19 protein-coding genes are annotated in these 22,303 nt (G+C 30.6%); 8 read left to right on the top strand and 11 right to left on the bottom strand.

The features are described from left to right. Positions 1-202: 202 nt before the first annotated feature. Together RWL85_RS01715 and RWL85_RS01710 are read left to right on the top strand one after the other, a co-directional pair. Entirely contained in the window at positions 203-895 is a 693-nt protein-coding gene (locus RWL85_RS01715) for a type II CAAX endopeptidase family protein (protein WP_314084194.1), read from the top strand. A 9-nt stretch (positions 896-904) separates the two neighbouring features. Further along, positions 905-2,059, top strand: a complete 1,155-nt coding sequence (locus RWL85_RS01710) for an MFS transporter (RefSeq protein WP_314084192.1) — start codon at positions 905-907, stop codon at positions 2,057-2,059. Between the two features lie 187 nt (positions 2,060-2,246). On the opposite strand, the gene RWL85_RS01705 is transcribed toward RWL85_RS01710, so the two are convergent. From RWL85_RS01705 to RWL85_RS01675, 7 genes are all read right to left on the bottom strand, one after another. Further along, a complete protein-coding gene (locus tag RWL85_RS01705; protein WP_314084190.1) occupies positions 2,247-2,564 on the bottom strand; it encodes an LPKTxAVK-anchored surface protein in 318 nt (105 codons plus the stop codon). Between the two features lie 533 nt (positions 2,565-3,097). Continuing rightward, on the bottom strand, positions 3,098-3,340 hold the full coding sequence (locus RWL85_RS01700) for a hypothetical protein (RefSeq protein WP_314084188.1): 243 nt from the start codon (positions 3,338-3,340) through the stop codon (positions 3,098-3,100). A gap of 4 nt (positions 3,341-3,344) precedes the next feature. Next, positions 3,345-4,352: a PD-(D/E)XK nuclease family transposase gene (locus tag RWL85_RS01695; RefSeq protein WP_314084187.1), complete on the bottom strand. Its 1,008-nt coding sequence runs from the start codon at positions 4,350-4,352 to the stop codon at positions 3,345-3,347. 291 nt (positions 4,353-4,643) lie between these two features. Beyond that, positions 4,644-5,681 carry a M42 family metallopeptidase gene (locus RWL85_RS01690; RefSeq protein ID WP_314084185.1) on the bottom strand — a complete coding sequence of 346 codons (1,038 nt, stop codon included), beginning with the start codon at positions 5,679-5,681 and terminating at the stop codon, positions 4,644-4,646. A gap of 75 nt (positions 5,682-5,756) precedes the next feature. Continuing rightward, on the bottom strand, positions 5,757-6,623 hold the full coding sequence (gene fba / locus RWL85_RS01685) for a class II fructose-1,6-bisphosphate aldolase (RefSeq protein ID WP_003145913.1): 867 nt from the start codon (positions 6,621-6,623) through the stop codon (positions 5,757-5,759). A gap of 354 nt (positions 6,624-6,977) precedes the next feature. Continuing rightward, entirely contained in the window at positions 6,978-7,877 is a 900-nt protein-coding gene (locus RWL85_RS01680) for an RluA family pseudouridine synthase (protein WP_314084183.1), read from the bottom strand. A 314-nt stretch (positions 7,878-8,191) separates the two neighbouring features. After that, complete coding sequence (locus RWL85_RS01675) at positions 8,192-9,094, bottom strand: Rpn family recombination-promoting nuclease/putative transposase (RefSeq protein WP_314084181.1); 903 nt, start codon at positions 9,092-9,094, stop codon at positions 8,192-8,194. Positions 9,095-9,364: 270 nt separating this feature from the next. On the opposite strand from RWL85_RS01675, the gene uvrB reads away from it, so the two are divergent. From uvrB to RWL85_RS01655, 4 genes are all read left to right on the top strand, one after another. Beyond that, positions 9,365-11,365 (top strand): excinuclease ABC subunit UvrB, encoded by a 2,001-nt coding sequence (uvrB, locus tag RWL85_RS01670; RefSeq protein ID WP_314084179.1) that lies wholly within the window; start codon positions 9,365-9,367, stop codon positions 11,363-11,365. A 428-nt stretch (positions 11,366-11,793) separates the two neighbouring features. Further along, complete coding sequence (locus tag RWL85_RS01665; RefSeq protein WP_314084178.1) at positions 11,794-12,861, top strand: D-alanine--D-alanine ligase; 1,068 nt, start codon at positions 11,794-11,796, stop codon at positions 12,859-12,861. A gap of 8 nt (positions 12,862-12,869) precedes the next feature. Continuing rightward, the gene (gene murF / locus RWL85_RS01660; RefSeq protein ID WP_314084177.1) at positions 12,870-14,231 is read left to right on the top strand and encodes a UDP-N-acetylmuramoyl-tripeptide--D-alanyl-D-alanine ligase; all 1,362 of its coding nucleotides are present in this window, start codon (positions 12,870-12,872) and stop codon (positions 14,229-14,231) included. Between the two features lie 156 nt (positions 14,232-14,387). Then, on the top strand, positions 14,388-14,933 hold the full coding sequence (locus RWL85_RS01655) for a thermonuclease family protein (protein ID WP_314084175.1): 546 nt from the start codon (positions 14,388-14,390) through the stop codon (positions 14,931-14,933). 66 nt (positions 14,934-14,999) lie between these two features. Here the strand turns inward: RWL85_RS01655 and RWL85_RS01650 are convergent, their stop codons facing one another. Beyond that, positions 15,000-16,370, bottom strand: coding sequence for an amino acid permease (locus RWL85_RS01650; RefSeq protein WP_314084173.1), 1,371 nt, complete (start codon positions 16,368-16,370; stop codon positions 15,000-15,002). A gap of 397 nt (positions 16,371-16,767) precedes the next feature. Further along, on the bottom strand, positions 16,768-17,883 hold the full coding sequence (gene ald / locus RWL85_RS01645; RefSeq protein ID WP_314084171.1) for an alanine dehydrogenase: 1,116 nt from the start codon (positions 17,881-17,883) through the stop codon (positions 16,768-16,770). A gap of 635 nt (positions 17,884-18,518) precedes the next feature. Between ald and RWL85_RS01640 the strand changes: the two genes are divergently transcribed. Next, positions 18,519-19,808, top strand: a complete 1,290-nt coding sequence (locus tag RWL85_RS01640) for an ISL3 family transposase (RefSeq protein ID WP_314084170.1) — start codon at positions 18,519-18,521, stop codon at positions 19,806-19,808. A gap of 110 nt (positions 19,809-19,918) precedes the next feature. Here RWL85_RS01640 and rpsD read toward each other — a convergent pair whose 3' ends face one another. Continuing rightward, positions 19,919-20,521 (bottom strand): 30S ribosomal protein S4, encoded by a 603-nt coding sequence (gene rpsD, locus RWL85_RS01635; protein ID WP_004632201.1) that lies wholly within the window; start codon positions 20,519-20,521, stop codon positions 19,919-19,921. A gap of 232 nt (positions 20,522-20,753) precedes the next feature. Continuing rightward, on the bottom strand, positions 20,754-21,413 hold the full coding sequence (locus tag RWL85_RS01630; RefSeq protein WP_314084167.1) for a gamma-glutamyl-gamma-aminobutyrate hydrolase family protein: 660 nt from the start codon (positions 21,411-21,413) through the stop codon (positions 20,754-20,756). A gap of 226 nt (positions 21,414-21,639) precedes the next feature. Here RWL85_RS01630 and RWL85_RS01625 point away from each other — a divergent pair, with 226 nt between their 5' ends. Then, on the top strand, positions 21,640-22,260 hold the full coding sequence (locus RWL85_RS01625; RefSeq protein ID WP_314084165.1) for a hypothetical protein: 621 nt from the start codon (positions 21,640-21,642) through the stop codon (positions 22,258-22,260). Positions 22,261-22,303: the final 43 nt, after the last annotated feature.

The raw sequence follows: 22,303 nt of genomic DNA, 5'->3' as shown, positions 1-22,303 counted from the left end.
GTATCTTATTCTAACATTAAATTAATAAACTTTCAAGAGAAAATAACAAAAATTTTCTGAAAACTTCTTGAAATCATATTAGATCAATGATTTATCATACTAAATTTAATTAATATTTATAAGTTATATTACAAAATAACAGTTGTATGTATATATTATAGATGTTATAATAAAAGTTAATTAAATAAATAAAGGAGGGTTTATGAGAATTTCATTTACTCGTGGCAACGTTAGCCACCTACTTCTTAGTGGAATTATTTATATACTTGCTGTTTTTATAATTCCACTACAACTCCCTCGAAATATTAGTATAGATTCAAGAGTTACAACCGTTCTTATACTATCATTTACTGCAACAGCTATTCTTATTTATGTAGGAAGAAAAGGCACTAATGATATTGACAGAGATAAAAGTAACTATAATTTATTAACTTTGGTTGCTATAGGAATTATTGGGTTTGTTTCGATGATGCTGATTCAAGGTTTTATAAATGGAATATTAGTTTATTTTTCAAATTTCTTCCATTTTGATACTAAGAGTAAAAATACTAGTAATGTTGTAGAAATCATTAAAATGAAACCTTATTTTATACTATATGTGGCTGTTCTTGGACCTATAATGGAAGAACTATTCTTTAGAAAAGCAGTGTTTGGATATTTTTACGATGCAATGATTGGTAGTAAAAGCTGGATTAGATTTACAGTATCTGCCCTAATAACAGGTTTCGTCTTTGCATTACCACATGACGGAATATCGCCAATAATGGGAGTATATATCGGGATGTCATTTGTGTTTAGTTACTTATATGTTCATACTAAAAGCATTCTTACACCTATAGTTTCACATATTCTAATGAATAGTTTAGTAGTTTTAGTTCAACTATTTGTTCATTAGGAGGTAAATATGTCATCAAAAACTTGGTTATCAACTAACTATTTTATACAGTATTTAGTTACTGGTACTTTCTTACCATTCTGGATGGTGTACTTAACATCAGTAAAAAACTTAAGTGTGTTAGAAGCTAGCTCGGTATTTTCAATGCTTTTTATAGCTAGGGTTATAAGCGGATTATTCTTAACTCCGTACTTGATAAAGAAATATAATTTTGATATTGCTTTAAAATTGTCAGTCGGTGTCGGTCTTATTCTTGCGATAAGTTATGAATTTACAAATGAAAAGTTATTACTTGGATTAATTACATTTTTATTCGGTATGATTTATTTCATGGTCAATCCTCTTGTCGAAGGTTTAGCATCACTATTTTTGCGAGAAGAAAACATTGACTATGGTAAGGCTAGAACTTATGGATCTCTCGGATATACCGTTATCGGTATTTTTATCGGGGGTATCCTTAGTTATGTAGGAAACGGTGCATTATATTATATTCTAATAATATTAATTGGAATCTTCTTTATATTTATGTTCCTTCCACAACCAAAACTTGTAAAAAATATTAACTTAGATGATAGTTCATCGCATAGCAATGAAAACTTATACGCTTGGGTATTGAAAGATAAAAACGCAATATTACTTATTATAACTATATTCTTGTATCAACTTTCTCATACGGCATATAATAATTACAATGCCCTATATCTAGAAAGTATGAATATATCAGCAAAATGGTTATCTGGAGTAATTCTTAATGTATCGGTAATAGCAGAAATAATTTTCTTTATATTCTCAAGAAGATTAGTTAAAAGAATTAAACCAAAAAGTTTACTAATCTTCGCAGGAGTTGGAGCTGTTGTACGTTGGGCGGCATTAGCAATGTTTCAAAATATCTATATTTTTACCGTTATGCAAACATTTCATGCGATAACATTCGCAGTAGCGCACATCGCATTTATCTTAATACTTAATAAAGATTATGATAATAAAGAAATTATCGATATGCAAAATTTATATACTGCAATTTGCTTCCAACTAAGCATGGCTGTAGGGCTATATTTAATGGGTGCAATTTGGGATATTAGTACATCATATGTATTCTATGCTTCAGCTATAATAGCTGCACTTGGAACAATAGTAGCAACAAAAATAAAAGAAACCAGATAGAGCATATGCTTATCTGGTTTTTTGCTATATATTAAATTTATGGTTGAAAGGGAGTGACTCGACAAAATCAATTTCTTTAAAATATAATTTTTGAGTCACTCCCAATACAACCTACAACCAAAATTTTGCGAAATAAAAAAAGGAGTTTGAATTTACAAACATCCTTTTCTATATACTTGTATCAGTATTATTTAACTGCGTGAGTTTTTGGTAAAGTTTTTTGTCCAGCTTTTGCAGCAGGTGCTTTAACAGCTTCACCTTTGTCAACTTTAAGGTTTTCACCGTTTTTAAGTTTGTTAGCTCCACGAGTTAACTCTTCAGCAACGCGTCCTAAATCTTTATCGTTTTCTGCTTTGATTTCTCCAACTGTAGCTTCTTTAGTAGTGTCAGCGTAGAAACCTGCTGTTTCTGTAGTACGGTTTGCACCTAATTCTCCATTAGCTAATGCTACTGGTGCTGCAAAAAGAGAAGCAGCAAATACTGATAATAATACTTGTTTTTTCATAGTATTAAGTCTCCTTTTAAATAATAATTTTTTTGATTTTTATACGACAGATTATCGTATATAGTTATTATATTGATTTTCACTTTAAAAGTCAAGGCTTTTTCTTAAGTTTTTTATTATTTTTTGCTAAAATATAATACAAAAGTGCTATTTACTAACTGTTTTAGTTTTTTTATATAATACTTATCAATTAACTAATCCCTATGCTATAGCTTAGGTAATTAATATGTACTATCATCTAACTAAACTAAACATTATATTAAAGTACTCATTATTGTTTATATTTGTTTTATTAACTTACTTAGTAAATACACATCAACTAACTTAGGTGTTTCACGTACTGAGTCTATTTGTGTTCTTTCATATGAGTGACTCGATTCTATACCAGCACCTAATAGAGCGTGTTTTACCTCGACTTCTGAACTAGCTTAGGCTAACACTAAATCAATCGCGATCTTACTTACTCTTAACGTGCATATGCGTACGTCGCCCATTGATGATCTAATTGTCCTGTTCTTTCATCATACATATATTTACATCTCCTGCAAATAGGATTCAAACTCTTTCTCTGTTATGTTTAGCTTTTTCGCTCCTACTTCTTTTGCTATTATTCCTTCTTTCACTAAGTTTACTATTGTACCTATTTTCCCTCGTTCCATTCCTTGTTGCATACCTTGTTGAATTCCTCGTTGCATTCCATATTCTATTCCTTCTTCACGTGCATATGCGTACGTCGCCCATTGATGATCTAATTGTCCTGTTCTTTCATCATACATATATTTACATCTCCTGCAAATAGGATTCAAACTCTTTCTCTGTTATATTTAGCTTTTCTGCTCCTACTTCTTTTGCTATTATTCCTTCTTTCACTAGGTTTACTATTGTACCTATTTTCCCTCGTTCCATTCCTTGTTGAATTCCTTGTTCCATTCCTTGCTCCATTCCTTGTTGCATACCTTGTTGAATTCCTTGTTCCATTCCTCGTTGCATTCCTTGTTGAATTCCTTGCTCCATTCCTCGTTGCATACCATATTCTATTCCTTCTTCACGTGCATATGCGTACGTCGCCCATTGATGATCTAATTGTCTTGTTCTTTCATCATACATATCTTTTTCCTCCTTAGTCCAGTTTCTAACATTAAGTAAATCATCGGCTTGATCAATTACTTCACCAGGTTCACTTGTGTACTTCTTGTTGCCGAAAAATTCTAACCAGCGAACTTTATTATAACTTTCTTTTAATTCTGGTTTGTATTTTTTAAGTTCTAAAAATACGATTTTTAATAACGGCATCTCTTTTATGTCATTGTCTACATACATTTTCAGCTCGGTGTTTCTTGTTTCTTCTTTGATTAAAAAAGTACTTATAGGATCATCACCTTCAAAGTAGTTTCTATCGACTATTGCAGCTACATAAACTGGTGGTAGTTTTTTATAAATAGCGTGTCTTTCTTCTTCGTTTTGTTTTAACCTTTCGATATTGTCATTAACCTGTTTGCATAGGTAAGCCCAGATGCGATTCATAAAGAATGCCTGCTTAGCTAATTGCACTTCGATTATAACTTGTGCGTGGTTATCTAGTTCAACAAGTATATCAACAGCTATATTAAAATCATCTTCTACATTACTATTAGCTCGAAATATTTTATCGCCACCAATTAGTTTTGCGCTTTTTGCCGATAGATCGAAAATATCTTGTACAAATTGCAATGCTACTGCCTCGTTACAAAATACTTTTTTAACAACCAAATCATAAATTGGTTTTATATTTTTATGTCGTTCTTCCATTTTATTCACTCCCTTGCCTTATTACTTAAAGTATAGCATATATAAAGAATTAATGCGAATGTTAATCAACTACATACCTAACTTTAAATATACCGGTATAAAATATTCTGCTATTTATATAATCTTGTTTATATTATTATTAGTAGTAAGTTTTTCATATTTTATTATTAACTTTGTGAAAGACATTATAAATCACTTTCACTAAAACATGATTTTCATGTTACTTCCAATAATTAAACCCCAAAAAGCTAGAATTTTCAATCTAACAATTCGGGGTTATATTATTAATATCTACTTAATTAATTCACTTCTTAAATACACATCAACTAACTTATATGTTTCACATACTGAGTCTATATGTGTTCTCTCATATGAGTGACTTGATTCTATACCAGCTCCTAACAGTGCGTGTTTTACCTCGGCTCCTGCACGCATCGCAGCTGACGCATCACTACCATAATATGGATAAATATCCAATTTATAATCTATACTGTTTTCCTTAGCTAGCTCAACTAAGTGGTTACGGAATTCATAGTTATAAGGACCACTCGCATCTTTCACACAGATTGATACCGTATATTCATCTGTCTGTTGATCATCTCCCATAGCTCCCATATCTACTGCAAGATATTCTACAGCTTCTTTTGGTAGATTTGAGTTCGCTCCATGACCTACTTCTTCAAACACACTGAACATAAAATGTGTAGTATATGGTAGTTTAATATTTTCATCTTTATATTTTCTTAATAAATCTAGAAGAATGGCTGCACTGACTTTGTCATCTAAGAAACGACTTTTTATAAATCCTGTATCAGTAATTACAGTACGAGGATCAAAACTAATGTAATCACCTACATCTATTCCTAAGTCACGTGTCTGTTGAGCATTTCTCACTTTTTCATCTAATCTAACTTCCATATTATCCTCTGAACGTTCAACAGTTCCGGCATCCTTATACACGTGTGTACTAGTTTGATGAACTAAGATTGTTCCACTAACTGTTTTACCAGTACTTGCTACGTGAACTAAGCAGTTTTCTCCTTCTATCATATTCCAAGGATATCCACCAATTTTTGCCATTTTTAAGCGTCCATCTGGTTTAATTGCTCTTACCATAGCTCCTAATGTATCTACATGAGCCGTAACTACACGATGTTTTGTATTATCCTCTCCTTCAACTACTACATTCACTCCACCTTTATTAGTACGAACAGGTGAATAACCTAATTCACTTAATTCTTTAACTAAATAATCAGCAATTTCTTTAGTATAACCTGTTGGCGATACAATACTAGTCAATTTTTTCAAATAATTTATCGTTTCTTTCATAGAATTTCCTCCAAACTTTATAAAAATAAAAGACTCATGCAAAGCACGAGCCTTTCTTAATCTATTGCGTAGTTATTATGCTTTGTTTCTTGAACCGAAGATGTCGATTTTTTCGTGAACCATAGCTTTAATAGCTTCAAATCCAGGGTTTAATAATTTACGAGGGTCGAAACCTTTAGGTTTTTGATCTCCACCTTCTTCAATATATTTACGTGTAGCTTCAGCAAACGCTAATTGACATTCAGTGTTAACGTTAACTTTAGATACTCCTAGAGAGATAGCTTTTTGGATTTGCTCAGTTGGGATACCTGAACCACCGTGTAATACTAAAGGAATTCCTCCAGTAATGTTAGAAATTTTTTCTAATGTTTCAAAGCTTAATCCAGCCCAGTTTTCTGGGTATTTACCGTGGATGTTACCAATACCTGCAGCTAGGAAGTCAATTCCTAAGTCAGCCATTGTTTTACATTCGTTTGGATCAGCTAATTCACCGCTACCGATAACTCCATCTTCTTCTCCACCGATTGAACCAACTTCACACTCGATTGAAAGACCTTTAGAGTGAGCTAAAGCGATCATTTCTTTAGATTTAGCAATGTTTTCTTCGAATGGATAGTGAGATCCGTCGAACATTACTGAACTAAATCCAGCTTCGATTGCTTTTTGAGTTCCTTCGTATGAACCGTGGTCTAAGTGTAATGCAACAGGAACTGTGATTTTCATTTCTTCTACCATAGCTTCAACCATAGCTGCTACAGTTCTGAATCCAGTCATGTATTTAACTGCTCCTTCACTTACTCCTAGGATCACTGGACTTTTAGCTTCTTCACAAGCTGCTAAAATAGCTTTTGTCCATTCTAAGTTGTTAATGTTGAAATGCCCTACTGCATATCCTTCTTTTCTTGCTTTTACAAGCATATCTTTTGCTGGTACTAATACCATGTTATTTGTCCTCCTTAAATAACTACTAATATATATATTATAATACTACACTTTTTAGAAAAAATAAACTATTTTCTACAATAATTTTCAATTTAATAAATTATTTATTTTGATTTAACACATTAATCTCCAAAAACTTTGATATTACAAGCTTCTTTGTTAACGTATACATAGTTAGTTTTACAATTATTATAGTTAAATTACATGTTTTAAATATTAAGTTTTTTTAAAATTTTTACTTTTTTAATTTATAATAATTTATACTTCATTATACTAGTACACATACTAATTAAATAAAACTCCAAAATCAAGCAAATACTTAACTTTTGGAGTAATTTCTGTATTAATAAATAGTTATTTATCTAACTTCGCCATTGTTTCTACCATATACTCTGGTATTTCTGTTTCGAAGTATAAGTGTTCACCTGTGATTGGATGATTAAATTCAATACTTTTTGAATGAAGTGCTTGCCCATTAGTGTTTAATGTTTTTCTTGGACCATAAACTGGATCTCCTACTAATGGGTGATTAATATATTTCATATGTACTCTAATCTGGTGAGTACGTCCAGTTTCTAATTCACATTCGATAAGCGTATATTTTTCGAACCTATCTACAACTTTGAAATGTGTGATAGATGGTTTCCCTTCGTCGATAATCGCCATTTCTTTTCGTTCTTTCGGATTACGAGCAATCGGTGCATCAATCGTTCCATAGTCGTGTTTGATACTACCATGAACTAACGCATAGTATTTTCTCTTAACGTCTTTATTAGCAATCATTTCCGATAACTTAACATGAGCTTTGTCATTTTTCGCAACTATTAATAAACCTGATGTATCTTTATCAATTCTGTGAACAATACCTGGTCTGATAGTACCATTGATACTTGATAGTTCACTATGGAATAATAACGCATTTACTAGAGTTCCATCTTTATGCCCAACCGACGGATGAACAACCATACCTTTTGCTTTGTTTACGATAATTAAATCATTATCTTCATAAACAATATCTATAGGAATATCTTGTTTCACTACATCTAATTCCTCAGGTTCTTTATAATCAATAGTAATAACATTCCCATCTTTTAATTTAAAATTTGTTTTAATATTATTCCCATCTACTTTTATATAACCTTCAGAAATTAAGTTTTGGATATTAGTTCTTGAAACATCTACTAATTCTTGTTGTATAAATTTGTCAATTCTCTCACTTTTTGGTGAAGTATATATAATTTTTTGTGTATCCATTACTTCCTCCTTTTTTTCATACTATACTATATTAACATATACAATCAAAAAAACAAAATAAAATATAGTAGAAATGATTGAAATTATGGTATTAATTTTGCCATTTGTGATATATTGATAAAAACTTCAATTGTAATTAAAATAATGAATTAATTCCGCTTCTTTATTTAAGAACAGATTCTCACAGTCTACAAATAAATGAGAGTAACTATTAGAATTAATTTGTTCAAACTATAACTCTATATTACTCTCAATTTTTATATACAATTTTTGATCATACAATAAATTATAACCACAATTTTACAGATTTCTCACTACAAATATAGTTCTAACTCTTTTTCTGTCATTCCTAAATCTAGGCAGGCATCTTCTTTGGAAATCACTCCTAATTTTACGTATTTTATAAATCTAGCTATTGAATTCTTTCGCTCTTCACTTCTTCCTTGTTCTATTCCTTGTTCTATTCCTTCTACAAACTTATATTGCAATGCATCAACATATGCATCATATTTCCTTGTCTTCTCATCATACATAGTTTTTTCCTCCTCACTCCAATTTTTATACTCCATTAAACTATCTGCACTTTCGATAATTTCATCCTGTCCTTGCGTAAACGGTTGATTAGAAAACAACTCTAACCATCTCTTTTTATTATAATTCTCATTTATATCTGGATTATATTTATCTAACTCCAAAAATGCCATAGTTATTAAACTTCTTTTTTCTTTTATTCCTTTTACATCGACTTTTAGTTGTTCATTTGTATCATCATTCCTTAGACTAAAACTTCGTATAGCTCTATCATCATCAAAATAATTTTTTTCCAAAATTGAAACTGAATATACTGGTATCAATTCTGAATATATTGGATTAGTTCGTCCTAGTTGTAATCTTATTGTATCCATATTTTTTGATACCTGATTACATATATATACCCACAATCTTTTTAAAAATTCCAACTGCTTAGCTACTTGTATTTCTATAATAACTTGTGTACCGTCATCTAACTCAGCTAAAACATCTAATGATGTATTATATAGTAATATCTCATCTTCAAAACTTGAATGAATCTGAGTACCATCTAATATTTTCGAACATTTAACCGATAATCCTAGAATATCACTGACAAAGGCTGATGTTATTTCAGTATTTGAGAATATTTTCTTCGCTACTAAATCTTCAGTTGGTTTTACATGCTCATGTCTAACTTTTCTCATATTTACATACCTCCCAAATATGTTTAATTTTAATCTCCTATATAATTATTATAACATAGTAATACTAGCTATTCCATTGATATATAATGTTTATAGATATTTATTCAGATTTGATTTTTAAAAATATAAATATAAATTGTTAATTTCTTTCACTTTAACTATCAAACTATCTATATTATAATATTGTAGTAACTAAAAATGAAAATTTAGAAAAATTGTTGAGTTAGCTACAGATTCTCAACAAACATATACTTGATAAGGAGTGATTTTTTGGAAATTAATAGATTACACGTTGATTTTGATCTTCAGAGTAAGTATGATCCAAAAGGTGATCAGATAAACGCTATCGCTGAACTTACAGATGGATTAAATAATGGAGAAAAATATCAAACATTACTTGGAGCTACTGGTACGGGAAAAACTTTCACTATAGCTAATATCGTCAGAAATGTAGGAAAACCTACTTTAGTTCTAGCTCATAATAAAACACTAGCTGGACAATTATACAATGAGCTAAAAGAATTTTTCCCAAACAACCGAGTTGAGTACTTTGTTTCATACTATGACTACTTTCAACCAGAAGCGTATGTTCCTTCGACAGATACGTATATAGAAAAAGACTCATCAGTAAATGATGAAATCGATAAACTACGCCATAGCGCAACATCTTCTCTATTTGATCGTGATGATGTAATTATTGTTTCAAGTGTTAGCTGTATATATGGTCTTGGATCTCCTGAGGAATATTCTTCTCTTGTGCTTTCATTGCGAGTTGGTGATGAAATTTCTCGTAATAAAATATTAGAAAAACTTATAAGTATTCAGTATATGAGAAATGATATTGAATTTACGCGTGGTACATTTAGAGTTCGTGGTGATGTAATCGAAATATTCCCTGCTTCTCGTAGTGAAAATTCTGTTCGTATTGAGATGTTCGGTGATGAAATCGATCGCATTCGTGAGATTAATCCATTAACTGGAGAAGTGTTAAGTGAACTTGAGCATATAGCAATTTATCCTGCCAGTCACTTCGTAGCTGGAGACGAAAAAACTAAAAAGGCTATTAAGAGAATACGAGCTGAACTTGAAGATAGATTAAAAGTATTAAATATGGAAAATAAACTTTTAGAAGCTCAGCGTCTTGAACAACGCACTAACTACGACTTAGAGATGATGGAAGAAATGGGCTTTTGTTCTGGTATAGAGAACTACTCTCTTCATCTTACATTACGTGAACCTGGTAGTACACCCTATACTTTACTAGACTACTTCCCAGATGATTGGCTTTTAGTTGTTGATGAATCGCATGTTACCCTTCCTCAGGTACGTGGTATGTTTAATGGAGATAGAGCTCGAAAGCAAGTACTTGTAGATTATGGATTTAGATTACCTACAGCTTTAGATAATAGACCACTAAACTTCGAGGAATTTGAGAAAAAACTTAATCAAGCAATTTTTGTATCTGCAACACCCGGTGATTATGAATTAGAAAATAGCTCAAAAATCACTGAACAAATTATTCGTCCTACAGGATTGTTAGATCCAATCATAGATATACGACCAGTTAGTGATCAAGTATTTGACATAACAAAAGAAGCTGAGAAAATTATCGCTAAGGGCGAACGTGTTCTAATCACTACTCTTACGAAGAAAATGGCAGAATCTCTTACTGCTTATCTGAAAGAAAATGGACTAAAAGTTGAATATCTTCATTCTGATATAAAAACATTAGAACGTACAGAAATAATTAGAAATCTGCGCCTAGGTAAGTTTGATATTCTTATCGGTATCAACCTACTGCGTGAAGGTTTAGATATTCCTGAAGTTTCTCTTGTTGCTATTTTAGATGCTGATAAAGAAGGATTTTTACGTGGGGATAAGGCACTTCTTCAAACCATTGGACGTGCTGCTCGTAACGCTAATGGACGAGTAATTATGTACGCTGATAATATTACAAAAAGTATGAAAAAAGCAATCGATGAAACAAATCGTCGTCGTGAGATTCAAATGGCTTATAATGAAGAACACGGAATAATTCCTCAAACAATTATCAAAGATATTCGAGATTCTATTAGCCCTAAAAAAGAGGTCATTAAAGACGAAGAAGTTCTGGAACTTGAAGAAACTACTAACATTACTGATGACAATATTGAAGAACATTTAGCAGAACTAGAACAACAAATGTTTGCTGCAGCAGAAAAATTCGAATTTGAACAAGCTGCGAAACTACGTGATACTATTGCAGAACTTAAGGAAAAATATAAACTCTAAGCGACTATATAAATTAGAATAAGCATATTATTTCAAATATTATAAATTCAGATTTAGTAAATAGAAAACATTTTACTTTACTATTAATACCAAAGTATTACTAAATAATAAACTTATTTTTCTCATATATCATATAAAATATTTAACAATTATCTAATTGATACTGAATGATTCGAATATAAAAATTTATTTTTGAATCATTCTTTTTTATAACTTTTAGCAAAATATTCTAATAATTTTAAAAAATTTCTTTAGATAACTTATAAAACTACTCTACTTTTTAAATTTTGTGATATAATAAGTGGTATAACTTTTGATTGATATTACATTAGTTAGTAAAAAATTCAATTTAAAAGAAAATCATAGTGTTATACCACTATGAAAACTAATAAAACAAATACAATTTTTATTTCTTAGGAGATTAAAACATGACTAAACAAAATATTGGAATTATATACGGTGGTAAAAGTGCTGAACACTCTGTATCACTATTAACAGCAAAATCTATAATTAACGCAATTGACAAAGAAAAATACAATGTATTCCCAATCTTTATCTCATTAGAAGGCGCTTGGGCTCGTGGAGAAAAAATAACTTCTGAAGTAACAGATCAACACAACCTAGTATTCTCAAATTTTGATAATGATATTAGCGGATTACTATTCGAAGATGGACGCAAGTTTGATATTGTATTCCCTGTTCTTCATGGACCAAATGGTGAGGATGGAACTATTCAAGGACTATTAGAAATAATGGACATTGCTTATGTTGGTAATAACGTTCTATCTAGTGCTGCTGGTATGGACAAGGTCGTTATGAAACAATTATTCGCAGCATATGATTTACCTCAACTTCCTTACGTTCACTTTATCGAGTATACATGGAAAAATAAAAAAGAAGCTATTATTTCTGAAATTACTGAAAAACTAAATTATCCTGTGTTTGTTAAGCCTGCAAATTTAGGATCTTCAGTAGGTATTAGTCGTTGTAACGATGAAGCAGCTTTAGTTAGCGGTATCGAAGAAGCTCTTAAATTTGATAAAAAAATCGTAGTAGAACAAGGTGCCGTAGGTGCTAAAGAAATCGAGGTTGCAGTTTTAGGTTATAATGAGATTAAAACTACAGATCCTGGAGAAATCGTAAATATTTCAACTACTGAATTCTACGATTATGAGACAAAATATACTGATGGACAATCACGTATGGATATTCCAGCTCCTATAGATACTACCCTATATCCTAAATTTAGAGAAATGGCAACAACTGCTTTCCGTGCAATTAGCGGGTCTGGATTAGTACGTGCTGACTTCTTCTATACAAAAGAAGGAGAAATTTTCATTAACGAAGTAAATACAATGCCAGGATTTACTCCATTCTCAATGTTCCCTTCGCTATGGGCAAATATGAATGTAAGTTATTCTGAAATTATCGAAGAACTATTCGCACTAGCTGTTGAACGTTATGAAGATCGTAAAAACTTATTAACTGAAGAATAGGATTAACCATGAAATATTTAGTTACAGATTTAGAAAAAATATTAAATGCAAAAAAGGTAAATATTACTAGAGACGTAGAAATTACTGGCATCGCTATTGACAGCAGAAAAGTTAAAAAAGGGGATTTATTCATCCCTTTCTTAGGTGAAAATGTAGATGGTCACAATTATATAAAAAGTGCCTTTGAAAAAGGTGCAGCAGCATGTTTATCGCTAAAAGAGGATTTTGAATCTGATAATAATATTATCTATGTTAATGATAGCTATGAAGCTATTCAAACTTTAGCAAAACACTATCTAAATAGCTTAAAAGCTAAAACTGTCGCTATTACAGGTAGCAATGGAAAAACTACGACAAAAGATATTATTACTAGTGTCCTTTCTACAAAATTTAAAGTTCACAAAACACAAGGAAACTTTAATAATGAACTTGGAGTACCATTAACTATTCTTGCAGCACCAGAGGACAGTGAAATACTAGTACTTGAAATGGGAGCCGATGGATTTGGTCAATTAGACTTCTTATCAAAAATGGTTGAACCTGATTATACAGTAATTACTAATATCGGTGAAAGTCACATTGAATTCTTCAAATCACGAGAAGGAATTGCTAAAGCTAAGTTTGAAATTACTAACAGCATGAAAAAAGACGGATATTTCGTTTATAATGGAGATGAGATACTTCTAAAAACATTAGTAGAATCATCTGATGTTAAGGCTACAGCTTGCGGTGAAAATAGCTATAATGATATTATTTTAGAAAATTATACTATTGCTCGTGATAAGATTGATTTCAAACTAAATATAAGTGAGGAACATTACTTTACTAAATTAAAAGGTAAACATAATTTATATAACATTATGTTCGCAATAGCAATCGCAAGTAAAATCGGATTAACAAACGAAGAAATTCGAAAAACTATTGAAAATACAGTTGAAATCACAGGAATGCGTCTACAAAGCATCTCTTACAAAGAGGATTCTCTAATTATCAACGATGCTTATAATGCTAGCCCTACATCTATGAAAGCTGCTGTTGATGTTGTAAATAGCTTTGATGATTTTGATTATAAAACTCTAGTATTAGGAAGTATGTTTGAACTTGGCCCAAATGAAATTAACTTCCATGGAGATGTCGGTGAATACATTTCTAACAATACAAAAGATATTAACCTAGTAATTAGCGTTGGAGAATTAGCTGAAAACATTACTAAACAAATTAAAAACGATAAAATAAAAACACTACACTTCCCTACAACTGCAGAAGTCAGTGAATATCTAAAAAATAACAAACATAAAAACGAAGTTATCTTATTCAAAGCTAGTCGATCTATGAAGTTAGAAATGATTATTGAGGAGATAATGAAGTAGAAATATATAAAAAGGATTTACCTGAGTTATGATTAAGGTAAGTCCTTTATTGTTTTTTCCATTCTCTTTTAGTTTGAATTTTACAATTTATTTATATCCTATCCCTTTATAACCTCAATCAAAAGTGCTAAAATTATTAATAAGGGAGGTGTTTTTATGAATAAGAAAGTTTTTATAATATTTTTTATACTATTTGTTGGTATTTCATCATTAATACTAACCATTTATAATTCACACGGGGAAAACTATAAGGAAACAACTATAAATGGTATTCTAGTTAAGGGAGATAATACTAGGTATAAGGTCAAATTCATAAAAAAAATTGATGGAGATACAATTATAGTGAAATTTAATAATAAAGATTTGAAAATTAGATATTTACTAATCGATACTCCTGAAACTGTTAAACCTGGTGTCAAAGTGCAAAAATATGGACCAGAAGCAAGTGAACTTAATGGTAAACTTTTACAGAATGCTAAGACTGTAGAAATTGAATTTGATGTATATCAAAAAGAAGATAAGTATCATAGAGGTTTATGTTATGTTTATGCCGATGGAAAAAGTGTCCAAGAAGAACTATTAACTGCAGGTTTAGCTGAAATTAAATATGTTCATCCACCAGATGTTAGATATCTTGAACGTTATAAGAAAGCACAAAATAAAGCCAAAAGTAACAAACGTAACCTTTGGTCTAATTTGTAGAAGATAATAATTTTAGTAATATTATTTAAAGAGACTATAGCCAAACGCTATAGCCTCTCTATTTTGTTATCTTAGTTTACTATTTTTATATGAGAATGTGAAGTAAACGATCATACCTACAATAACCCATACAACAAAGATAATCCATGTTGTTAATGTTACACTATATAATAATGCACCAAATAGGATTATAGAAATAATTGGTAATACTGGCATACCAGGAACTTTAAATCCACGTTTTAAATCTGGGAATTTTTTGTAGAAAACAATAGTTGTGTAACTTACCAATGCAAATGCAATAATTGATGCAACGTTAGCAAGATCTGCTAGTTTTCCTAAAGGTAAGAATCCTGCCAGTAAAGCCGTTAGAATTCCTAATCCCCATGTTACCGTACTAGGTACTTTATTAGAGTTAACTTTTGTTAATCCTTCTGGTAATAGTCCATCACGTGCGATTGTATATGTAATACGGATTCCAGCATACATGAATGATAAGATACCAGCCATAAGACCAATAACGGCTCCAAGAGAAACGATACCAGCTACTTTGTTTTGTCCTACTTCTTCTAATACGAATGCTAATGCATCTCCAGTACCAAGTCTGCTATACTCAACAACACCAGTAAGTACTAAACATACTAAGATATAGAATGTTGTACAAATTAACATTGTGATAATAATAGCTTTTGGCAAAGCTTTTTCTGGATTGATTGTTTCTTCTGCTGAAGTCGAAATCGCATCAAACCCTAAATATGCGAAGAACACTGTAGTTGCTGCTAACATAACTCCAGAAAACCCAGAAGGTGCGAAGTTATTAGTCCAGTTTGTTGGTTCTACATAGAATACTCCTACAACGATGAATAGAACTACAATACCAACTTTTGCTGCTACCATCAAGTTATTAACAAGTTTACTACTTGATGTTCCTTTAGATAGTATAAAAGTAATTAAAAGTACAATGATAATAGCTGGAATATTTCCATAGCCTCCTAATGCAGGTAAAGTATAAAACTCTTTTGGAATTTCAACTCCTAATCCCGCTAATAAACGTGAGAAGTAACTCGACCATCCATTAGCTACCGTTGCGGCTGTTAAGACATATCCTCCTATTAACACCCATCCTATAGTATAAGCTACAATTTCACCAACTGAAACATATAAATATGTATAAGTACTACCACTTGATGGTATTGTTGATGCTAATTCTGCATAACAAAGTGCTGCTAAACAACACGCTAACCCTGCGATTAAGAATGAGAACACTACTGCCGGTCCGGCTTCTGCTGAAGCTTTCCCTGTTAATACCAAAATACCCGATCCAATAATCGCTCCAATTCCGAATAAAACCAAGTCCATAGTTTTCATCGTTGGAGTTAACGTTTTGTTTTTAGATTCTGCTAAAATTGAGTCAATTGATTTTTTTCTAAAAACGCTCATAAATATCCTCCTAATTTTAAATAAATATTCTCCCCTATTAATATTATTTACTAATTATACCATAGTTAAATAATATTTACTACTATGTCTTCTACTTATGTAAGTAAAGAAAAAAAGATTAATAAATAACTTAATAAAATAATATATTGAACTTTATATTTTATTTGCTATATGCTTCTAAGAAAGAAGTGGGAGTGACTCAGAAATCGATTTTGTTGAGTCACCCCCCGCAAAGCGTATTAAATGTCTAAAAAGCTTTTATAAAGGGAATTTAGATATCAATAAATCACTGCGTCTATGAGTCTTTATGTAAACTATCTCAAAATCTAGTACTTTAGAGTCAATCCCACTTTCTCTACAATATAACTATTTTATATTTTTGATTTTTATTATTATATTACAAAGCTTGCTCTACTGGAGTGTATTCATATCCTAAATCATCTGCAACAGCTTTAAATGTTACTTTCCCATTAGCTACGTTTACTCCAGGTACTAACTCTGGGAATCTTACTACTGCTTCTTTAACTCCTAGTTTCGCTATAACTTTTACATACTTAGCAGTTGCGTTACACAATGCATACGTTGCAGTTTCTGCTACAGCACCAGGTATATTAGCCACTGAATAATGAAGTACTCCTTCTTCTACGAAAATAGGTTTATCGTGGCTTGTAGGACGACCTTCAGTATATTCAGTTGTTCCACCTTGGTCAATCGCTACGTCTACAATAACACCACCATCTGGCATATCTTTAATCATCTCTTTCGTTACAAGTTTTGGTGCTTTAGCCCCTGGAATTAACACTGTACTTACTACTAGATCTGCTGTTTTTATAGCATTAGCAATATTTAATTTATTAGAGTAAACTGTTTCTACTTTACCTCCAAAGATATGAGACAATTCTGTTAGTCGATCTAAATTAACGTCAAGCATTGTAACGCGTGCTCCAAGACCTGCTGCTGCTGTTGCTGCCGCAGTTCCAGCTACACCTGCTCCTATAACAACCACATGCCCTGGTTGCACTCCAGGTACACCTTGTAATAACTTACCTTTACCGCCTTGTACTTTAGATAAGAATCTAGTTCCTTCTTGAATAGCCATTCTTCCTGCTATTTCACTCATTGGTCTCAATAATGGTAATGTTCTTCCTACTTTTACTGTCTCAAACGCAATACCGATAGTACCTGATTCTACCATCGCTTTTGTTAATTCTGAATCTGCTGCTAAATGTAAATAAGTATAAATTATTAGTCCTTTTCTAAAATATTTGTACTCTGATGAAATAGGTTCTTTTACTTTATAAATCAAGTCTGATTTATTCCAAACATCCTCTGCATTTTCTAATAAAATTGCTCCTGCTTTCTCATACTCCGAATCCGTAATTCCTGAAGCTAAACCTGCTCCTTTTTCCACGTAAACAGTGTGTCCATCTAGTACTAACTCATTTACTACTCCAGGTATAGCAGACACTCTACTTTCATTGTTTTTTATTTCTTTTGGTACTCCGATAATCATTTCCCTTACCTCCTTAGTTTTTCTCTGTACTTATATAATAACATACAATCTTACAAAATGAAAGCGTTTTTTTTAATGAAAGTTATGATGAAAATATTTTCTTTATTTTGTAATATTTTATATTTATTAATAACTTAAAAATAAGCTTTTTTAGAATCTATTTAACATTTTTTTCGTGAAAATAAGTGTTAAATTTACTAAAGAAAAGAAACTTGAAAAACACCTGTATTATTTTCTATAAAAATCTGTTTCAAATTTTAAACGAATATTTATAGCATATCAAACTATATTTTATAAAAAATTATTCGTCTATATTTTATATTTTACGCAAAAATTATAAAAATTTTAATAAATTATTTTCTTTTAATAGTTGCATATACATAATCAATTTTTTATGAAAAACATTAATTATTAGTAATACACTTTATTATTATGTATTATAACTAGTATCTTTTTTTGGTTGTATACTAAATCCGGGGCATGGAAAAATTCCATCCCCGGATTTCAATTTTTATATACAAAAAGACAAATATCCAATATAATTAAAGTGTAGAAAAATAATTAACTAAGAAAGGATATTTGTCATGTCTAATTTTATCACAAATTTACTATTAATAAAAGACCAAAATATAACTATGGAGGATAAACTTGATTTAATTAATGTGGATGGGCAAGATACATTCGTATTTCATGGGACTTTATCATACAATCCAAAGTGTTGTACAAATTGCGGATGTATAAAAGAAGGAAATAATATAGTTAAAAATGGATTCACAGATCCATTAAAAATAGCTTTATTAAAGATGTCAGAATGCCCTACATACCTTAGACTAAAGAAACAACGCTTTAAATGTAGAGAATGTAATTCTAAGTTTTGTGCTGAAACATCATTTGTACAAAAGCACTGTAGTATATCTAAAAATCTTATATTTTACATAATGAAGAATCTATCTAAAACATTGTCTTTTAAAGATATAGCTGAATTAAGTAATGTATCAGTATCTACAGTAGTAAGAGTAATGAAATCATGTAGAGAAGCTGTAGAAGTTAAGACTCATTCAAACTTACCAGAGCACCTATGTTTCGATGAAATAAAATCAACTAAAGATAGTAAAAATGGAATGAGTTTCGTATTCTTAGATGCTAGAACACATGACTTTATAGATATTGTAGATGGTAGAACACAACATATATTAAAACAATACTTTATGAGATATCCAAGAAAAGTAAGAAAGAAAGTAAAAACGATCTGTATAGATATTTACCCTCCTTATATGAGTATGATTAAAGAGATGTTCCCTAACGCTGAGATAATAATAGATAGATTCCACATGGTTCAAAATATTAATAGAGAATTAAATAAAGCTAGAGTAAAACTAATGAATCAATATAAGAATAAAAAAGGCTCTACTTACACTATTCTAAAGAACTTCTGGAAAGTAATATTAGAAGATAGAGATAAAGTAAATTCAACAAAAACATTCTATTCTAGAAGCTTTAAACGCTATGTAACTAGAAAAGAAGTATTAGATTATATATTAGCTATAGATGCTGAATTTACAGCTAGTTATGAGAGAGTTCATGAGATAAGAGAAGCTATTAAAGCTAAAGACTCTGTAGAATTAGAAAAGTATATAGATATGGATACTAAAGGATTATCTAAAGGTGTATCTAAAGCTATAAATACTATGAAAAAGCACAAAGAGTATATGCTTAACGCTGTTAAATATGAGTATTCTAATGGCCCATTAGAAGGATTTAATAATAAAATAAAACTACTAAAGAGAGTATCTTATGGATATTCTAGCTTTAGTAATTTCAGATTACGCATTTTAATTATGTCTAGATTATTTGTTTCTGAATATAAAAATAATATTAAACTTAAAGAAAGTAAGAAAAAATCTAAGCAGCAAAGTGCTGCCTAGATTTCTAGAGTGAATTTTCCCCATGCCCCGAACTTGACAAAGAGCCCTTTTTTTTTACGCAGAAAATAAAAATAAGCCCCTTAAACGTTAGTTTAAAGGGCTTTGTCTTATTAACGGCTGTAGTACTCAACGATAAGTTGTTCGTTGATTTCTGGGTGTAATTCACTTCTTTCAGGAAGTCTTACTAATGATCCTTCTAATTTGTCAGCATCAAAAGTTAAGTATTCAGGAACGAAGTTAGTTACTTCAACAGCTTCTTTAATGATTTCAAGGTTTCTAGATTTTTCTCTTACTGAAACTACTTGACCTGGTTTAACAGCGTAAGAAGCGATGTCTACTTTTTTACCATCTACAAGAACGTGTCCGTGGTTTACTAATTGTCTAGCTTGACGGTTAGTTCTTGCTAAACCTAAGCTGTATACTACTGAATCTAAACGTGTAGCAAGTAATGCCATGAAGTTTTCACCGTGTAGACCTTGTAATTTACCAGCTTTATCGAATAATTTACGGAATTGTTTTTCATTCATACCGTGTAGGTAACGAAGTTTTTGTTTTTCTTGTAATTGTAAACCATACTCAGATAGTTTTTTTCTTAAGTTAGGACCGTGTTGTCCTGGTGCGTAAGGGCGTTTAGCTAACTCCTTACCAGTACCGCTTAGTGAAATTCCTAAACGACGAGATTTTTTCCAAGTTGAACCTGTAAAACGAGCCATTATGTGCTCCTCCTTATATCTTTTTGTTTTTATTTTTGTGAAAACAAAAAGCACGATTATCGTTGTTGTATATGTTATAAAACTGGAACTTCGCCTAGCAGCATAGGCTACGAGTTGCCACATTAAAAAATGTATAACATAGAGGCAATAACAATTAATCCACTGCTATTATTTTACACAAAGATTAGTTTAACATTATTTAAATAATAAGTCAACTATTTTGATGTATTTATTAACACATTTCTACAAATTTTTTAAAAGTATTATATTCTCCATCAACCTCAGGATGCCATTGAACGCCTATAAGGTTTTCTCGTTCTATTGCTTCAATAGTTCCATCCTCTGCCATTGCTGTAACTTTAAAACCTTCTGCTAGTTTATTAATTGCCTGATGATGTATTGAATTAACATTATTTTCTTGTCCATATAAACTATATAAAAATGAATCTTTGTCTATTTTTACTGAATGTCTTACTAATTTTTCTTTGCTAGTATGTTCATCAATATGTTGCTTTAATGTTCCCCCAAAGAAAATATTAAGGCTTTGTAATCCACTACAAATTCCCAAAATAGGCTTCTTTGCATTATCGAATAACTCTATAAGTCTAAAGTCCAATTCGTCTTCATAACTATCTTCAGGGTAAGTTAATCCTTTAAGTGGTACTTCTCCGTAATATTTAGGATTTATATCCCTATCTCTACCTGCAATTATTAGACCACTACACATGGCTGCAATTTCCTCTATTCCATTTTGTGAACAAACTGGAAATAATATAAATCCTGCTTTTTCTGCCATTTCTGAAAAATAACCATTAATATACAGTCTTCTTTTATCTATACCTGCATCGGATTTATAGTCCGTGCTTCTTGTTGAAATTGCTATTATTTTCATGTGCAATGCCCTCCTTTTTTCAATTTATGTTTTTAATTATATAAACTTTATTGAAAAATGTCAAGATTGATTTTTCTTTATTTTCAGAAATTTTAGTTAAATTTAATTATTCAACTGATTCTTTAAAACATATAGCAAATCATCTTATAACTTATTACACTGTTGTAATTATTGCTAAAGATATGTATAATAATAATTGTTCTAAATTAAAAGGAGGAATAATTAGATGAATTATTTATTGACTGTTAAATATCCTAAACAAGAAGTTATAGAAGATGGAAAGGAATCTGTTACAAATATCAAAGAAAATATTGAGGATGTTACAGCTGAAGAACTTTTAGAAAAATACCAAGAATTTCAACGTGTAGGATATGATGTAAAAGTTAATTTTGTAACTTCTGAAGTATATGATGAATTTGATGTATTTAAAATGGCTGAAATCTTTGATTTAAATGCTATCGATTATAGTGCTAAATTAAAATTTATTAATCGTTCTAATAAAGGATCACATGATTATATTAGTAATCTTGCTAAACTTTTTGACAGATATACTTTCGATTATGATATTACAATAAAGTTAAAAATAAATGAGAAATCCGAAATTGATTTTAAAAATGAAGATACTTGGTTTGGAGAGACACCTATTTACCAAATAAATCCAAAAATCAACGTAAAAGATGCAAAACTATTTAAAAATCTTTATGATGAATTAAATGAAATCGCTCAAGTGAGTGCTGAGATAAAACCTAAAAAGATAGAAGAAAAAATACTTTTACTTTCATTAGATAACTATCCAGCGGGTACAGAAGTAGTTTTTACCCTTAAGGACTCGGAGATATACGAATAATTTATATTTTCAAACTGAAAATCAACTATCCATTAGATATTGA

The sequence above is a fragment of the uncultured Gemella sp. genome (assembly GCF_963515875.1).
Classification (GTDB): domain Bacteria; phylum Bacillota; class Bacilli; order Staphylococcales; family Gemellaceae; genus Gemella.
The sequence above is the reverse complement of the archived record's forward strand: the minus strand, read 5'-3'. Positions and strand labels throughout refer to the sequence as shown.

What these genes read in the sequence shown, in the direction of transcription:
- RWL85_RS01715 (WP_314084194.1), top strand. Translation starts at nt 203, where the DNA reads ATGAGAATTTCATTTACTCGTGGCAACGTTAGCCACCTACTTCTTAGT.
- RWL85_RS01710 (WP_314084192.1), top strand. Translation starts at nt 905, where the DNA reads ATGTCATCAAAAACTTGGTTATCAACTAACTATTTTATACAGTATTTA.
- RWL85_RS01705 (WP_314084190.1), bottom strand. Translation starts at nt 2,564, where the DNA reads ATGAAAAAACAAGTATTATTATCAGTATTTGCTGCTTCTCTTTTTGCA.
- RWL85_RS01700 (WP_314084188.1), bottom strand. Translation starts at nt 3,340, where the DNA reads ATGTATGATGAAAGAACAGGACAATTAGATCATCAATGGGCGACGTAC.
- RWL85_RS01695 (WP_314084187.1), bottom strand. Translation starts at nt 4,352, where the DNA reads ATGGAAGAACGACATAAAAATATAAAACCAATTTATGATTTGGTTGTT.
- RWL85_RS01690 (WP_314084185.1), bottom strand. Translation starts at nt 5,681, where the DNA reads ATGAAAGAAACGATAAATTATTTGAAAAAATTGACTAGTATTGTATCG.
- fba (WP_003145913.1), bottom strand. Translation starts at nt 6,623, where the DNA reads ATGGTATTAGTACCAGCAAAAGATATGCTTGTAAAAGCAAGAAAAGAA.
- RWL85_RS01680 (WP_314084183.1), bottom strand. Translation starts at nt 7,877, where the DNA reads ATGGATACACAAAAAATTATATATACTTCACCAAAAAGTGAGAGAATT.
- RWL85_RS01675 (WP_314084181.1), bottom strand. Translation starts at nt 9,094, where the DNA reads ATGAGAAAAGTTAGACATGAGCATGTAAAACCAACTGAAGATTTAGTA.
- RWL85_RS01665 (WP_314084178.1), top strand. Translation starts at nt 11,794, where the DNA reads ATGACTAAACAAAATATTGGAATTATATACGGTGGTAAAAGTGCTGAA.
- murF (WP_314084177.1), top strand. Translation starts at nt 12,870, where the DNA reads ATGAAATATTTAGTTACAGATTTAGAAAAAATATTAAATGCAAAAAAG.
- RWL85_RS01655 (WP_314084175.1), top strand. Translation starts at nt 14,388, where the DNA reads ATGAATAAGAAAGTTTTTATAATATTTTTTATACTATTTGTTGGTATT.
- RWL85_RS01650 (WP_314084173.1), bottom strand. Translation starts at nt 16,370, where the DNA reads ATGAGCGTTTTTAGAAAAAAATCAATTGACTCAATTTTAGCAGAATCT.
- ald (WP_314084171.1), bottom strand. Translation starts at nt 17,883, where the DNA reads ATGATTATCGGAGTACCAAAAGAAATAAAAAACAATGAAAGTAGAGTG.
- RWL85_RS01640 (WP_314084170.1), top strand. Translation starts at nt 18,519, where the DNA reads ATGGAGGATAAACTTGATTTAATTAATGTGGATGGGCAAGATACATTC.
- rpsD (WP_004632201.1), bottom strand. Translation starts at nt 20,521, where the DNA reads ATGGCTCGTTTTACAGGTTCAACTTGGAAAAAATCTCGTCGTTTAGGA.
- RWL85_RS01630 (WP_314084167.1), bottom strand. Translation starts at nt 21,413, where the DNA reads ATGAAAATAATAGCAATTTCAACAAGAAGCACGGACTATAAATCCGAT.
- RWL85_RS01625 (WP_314084165.1), top strand. Translation starts at nt 21,640, where the DNA reads ATGAATTATTTATTGACTGTTAAATATCCTAAACAAGAAGTTATAGAA.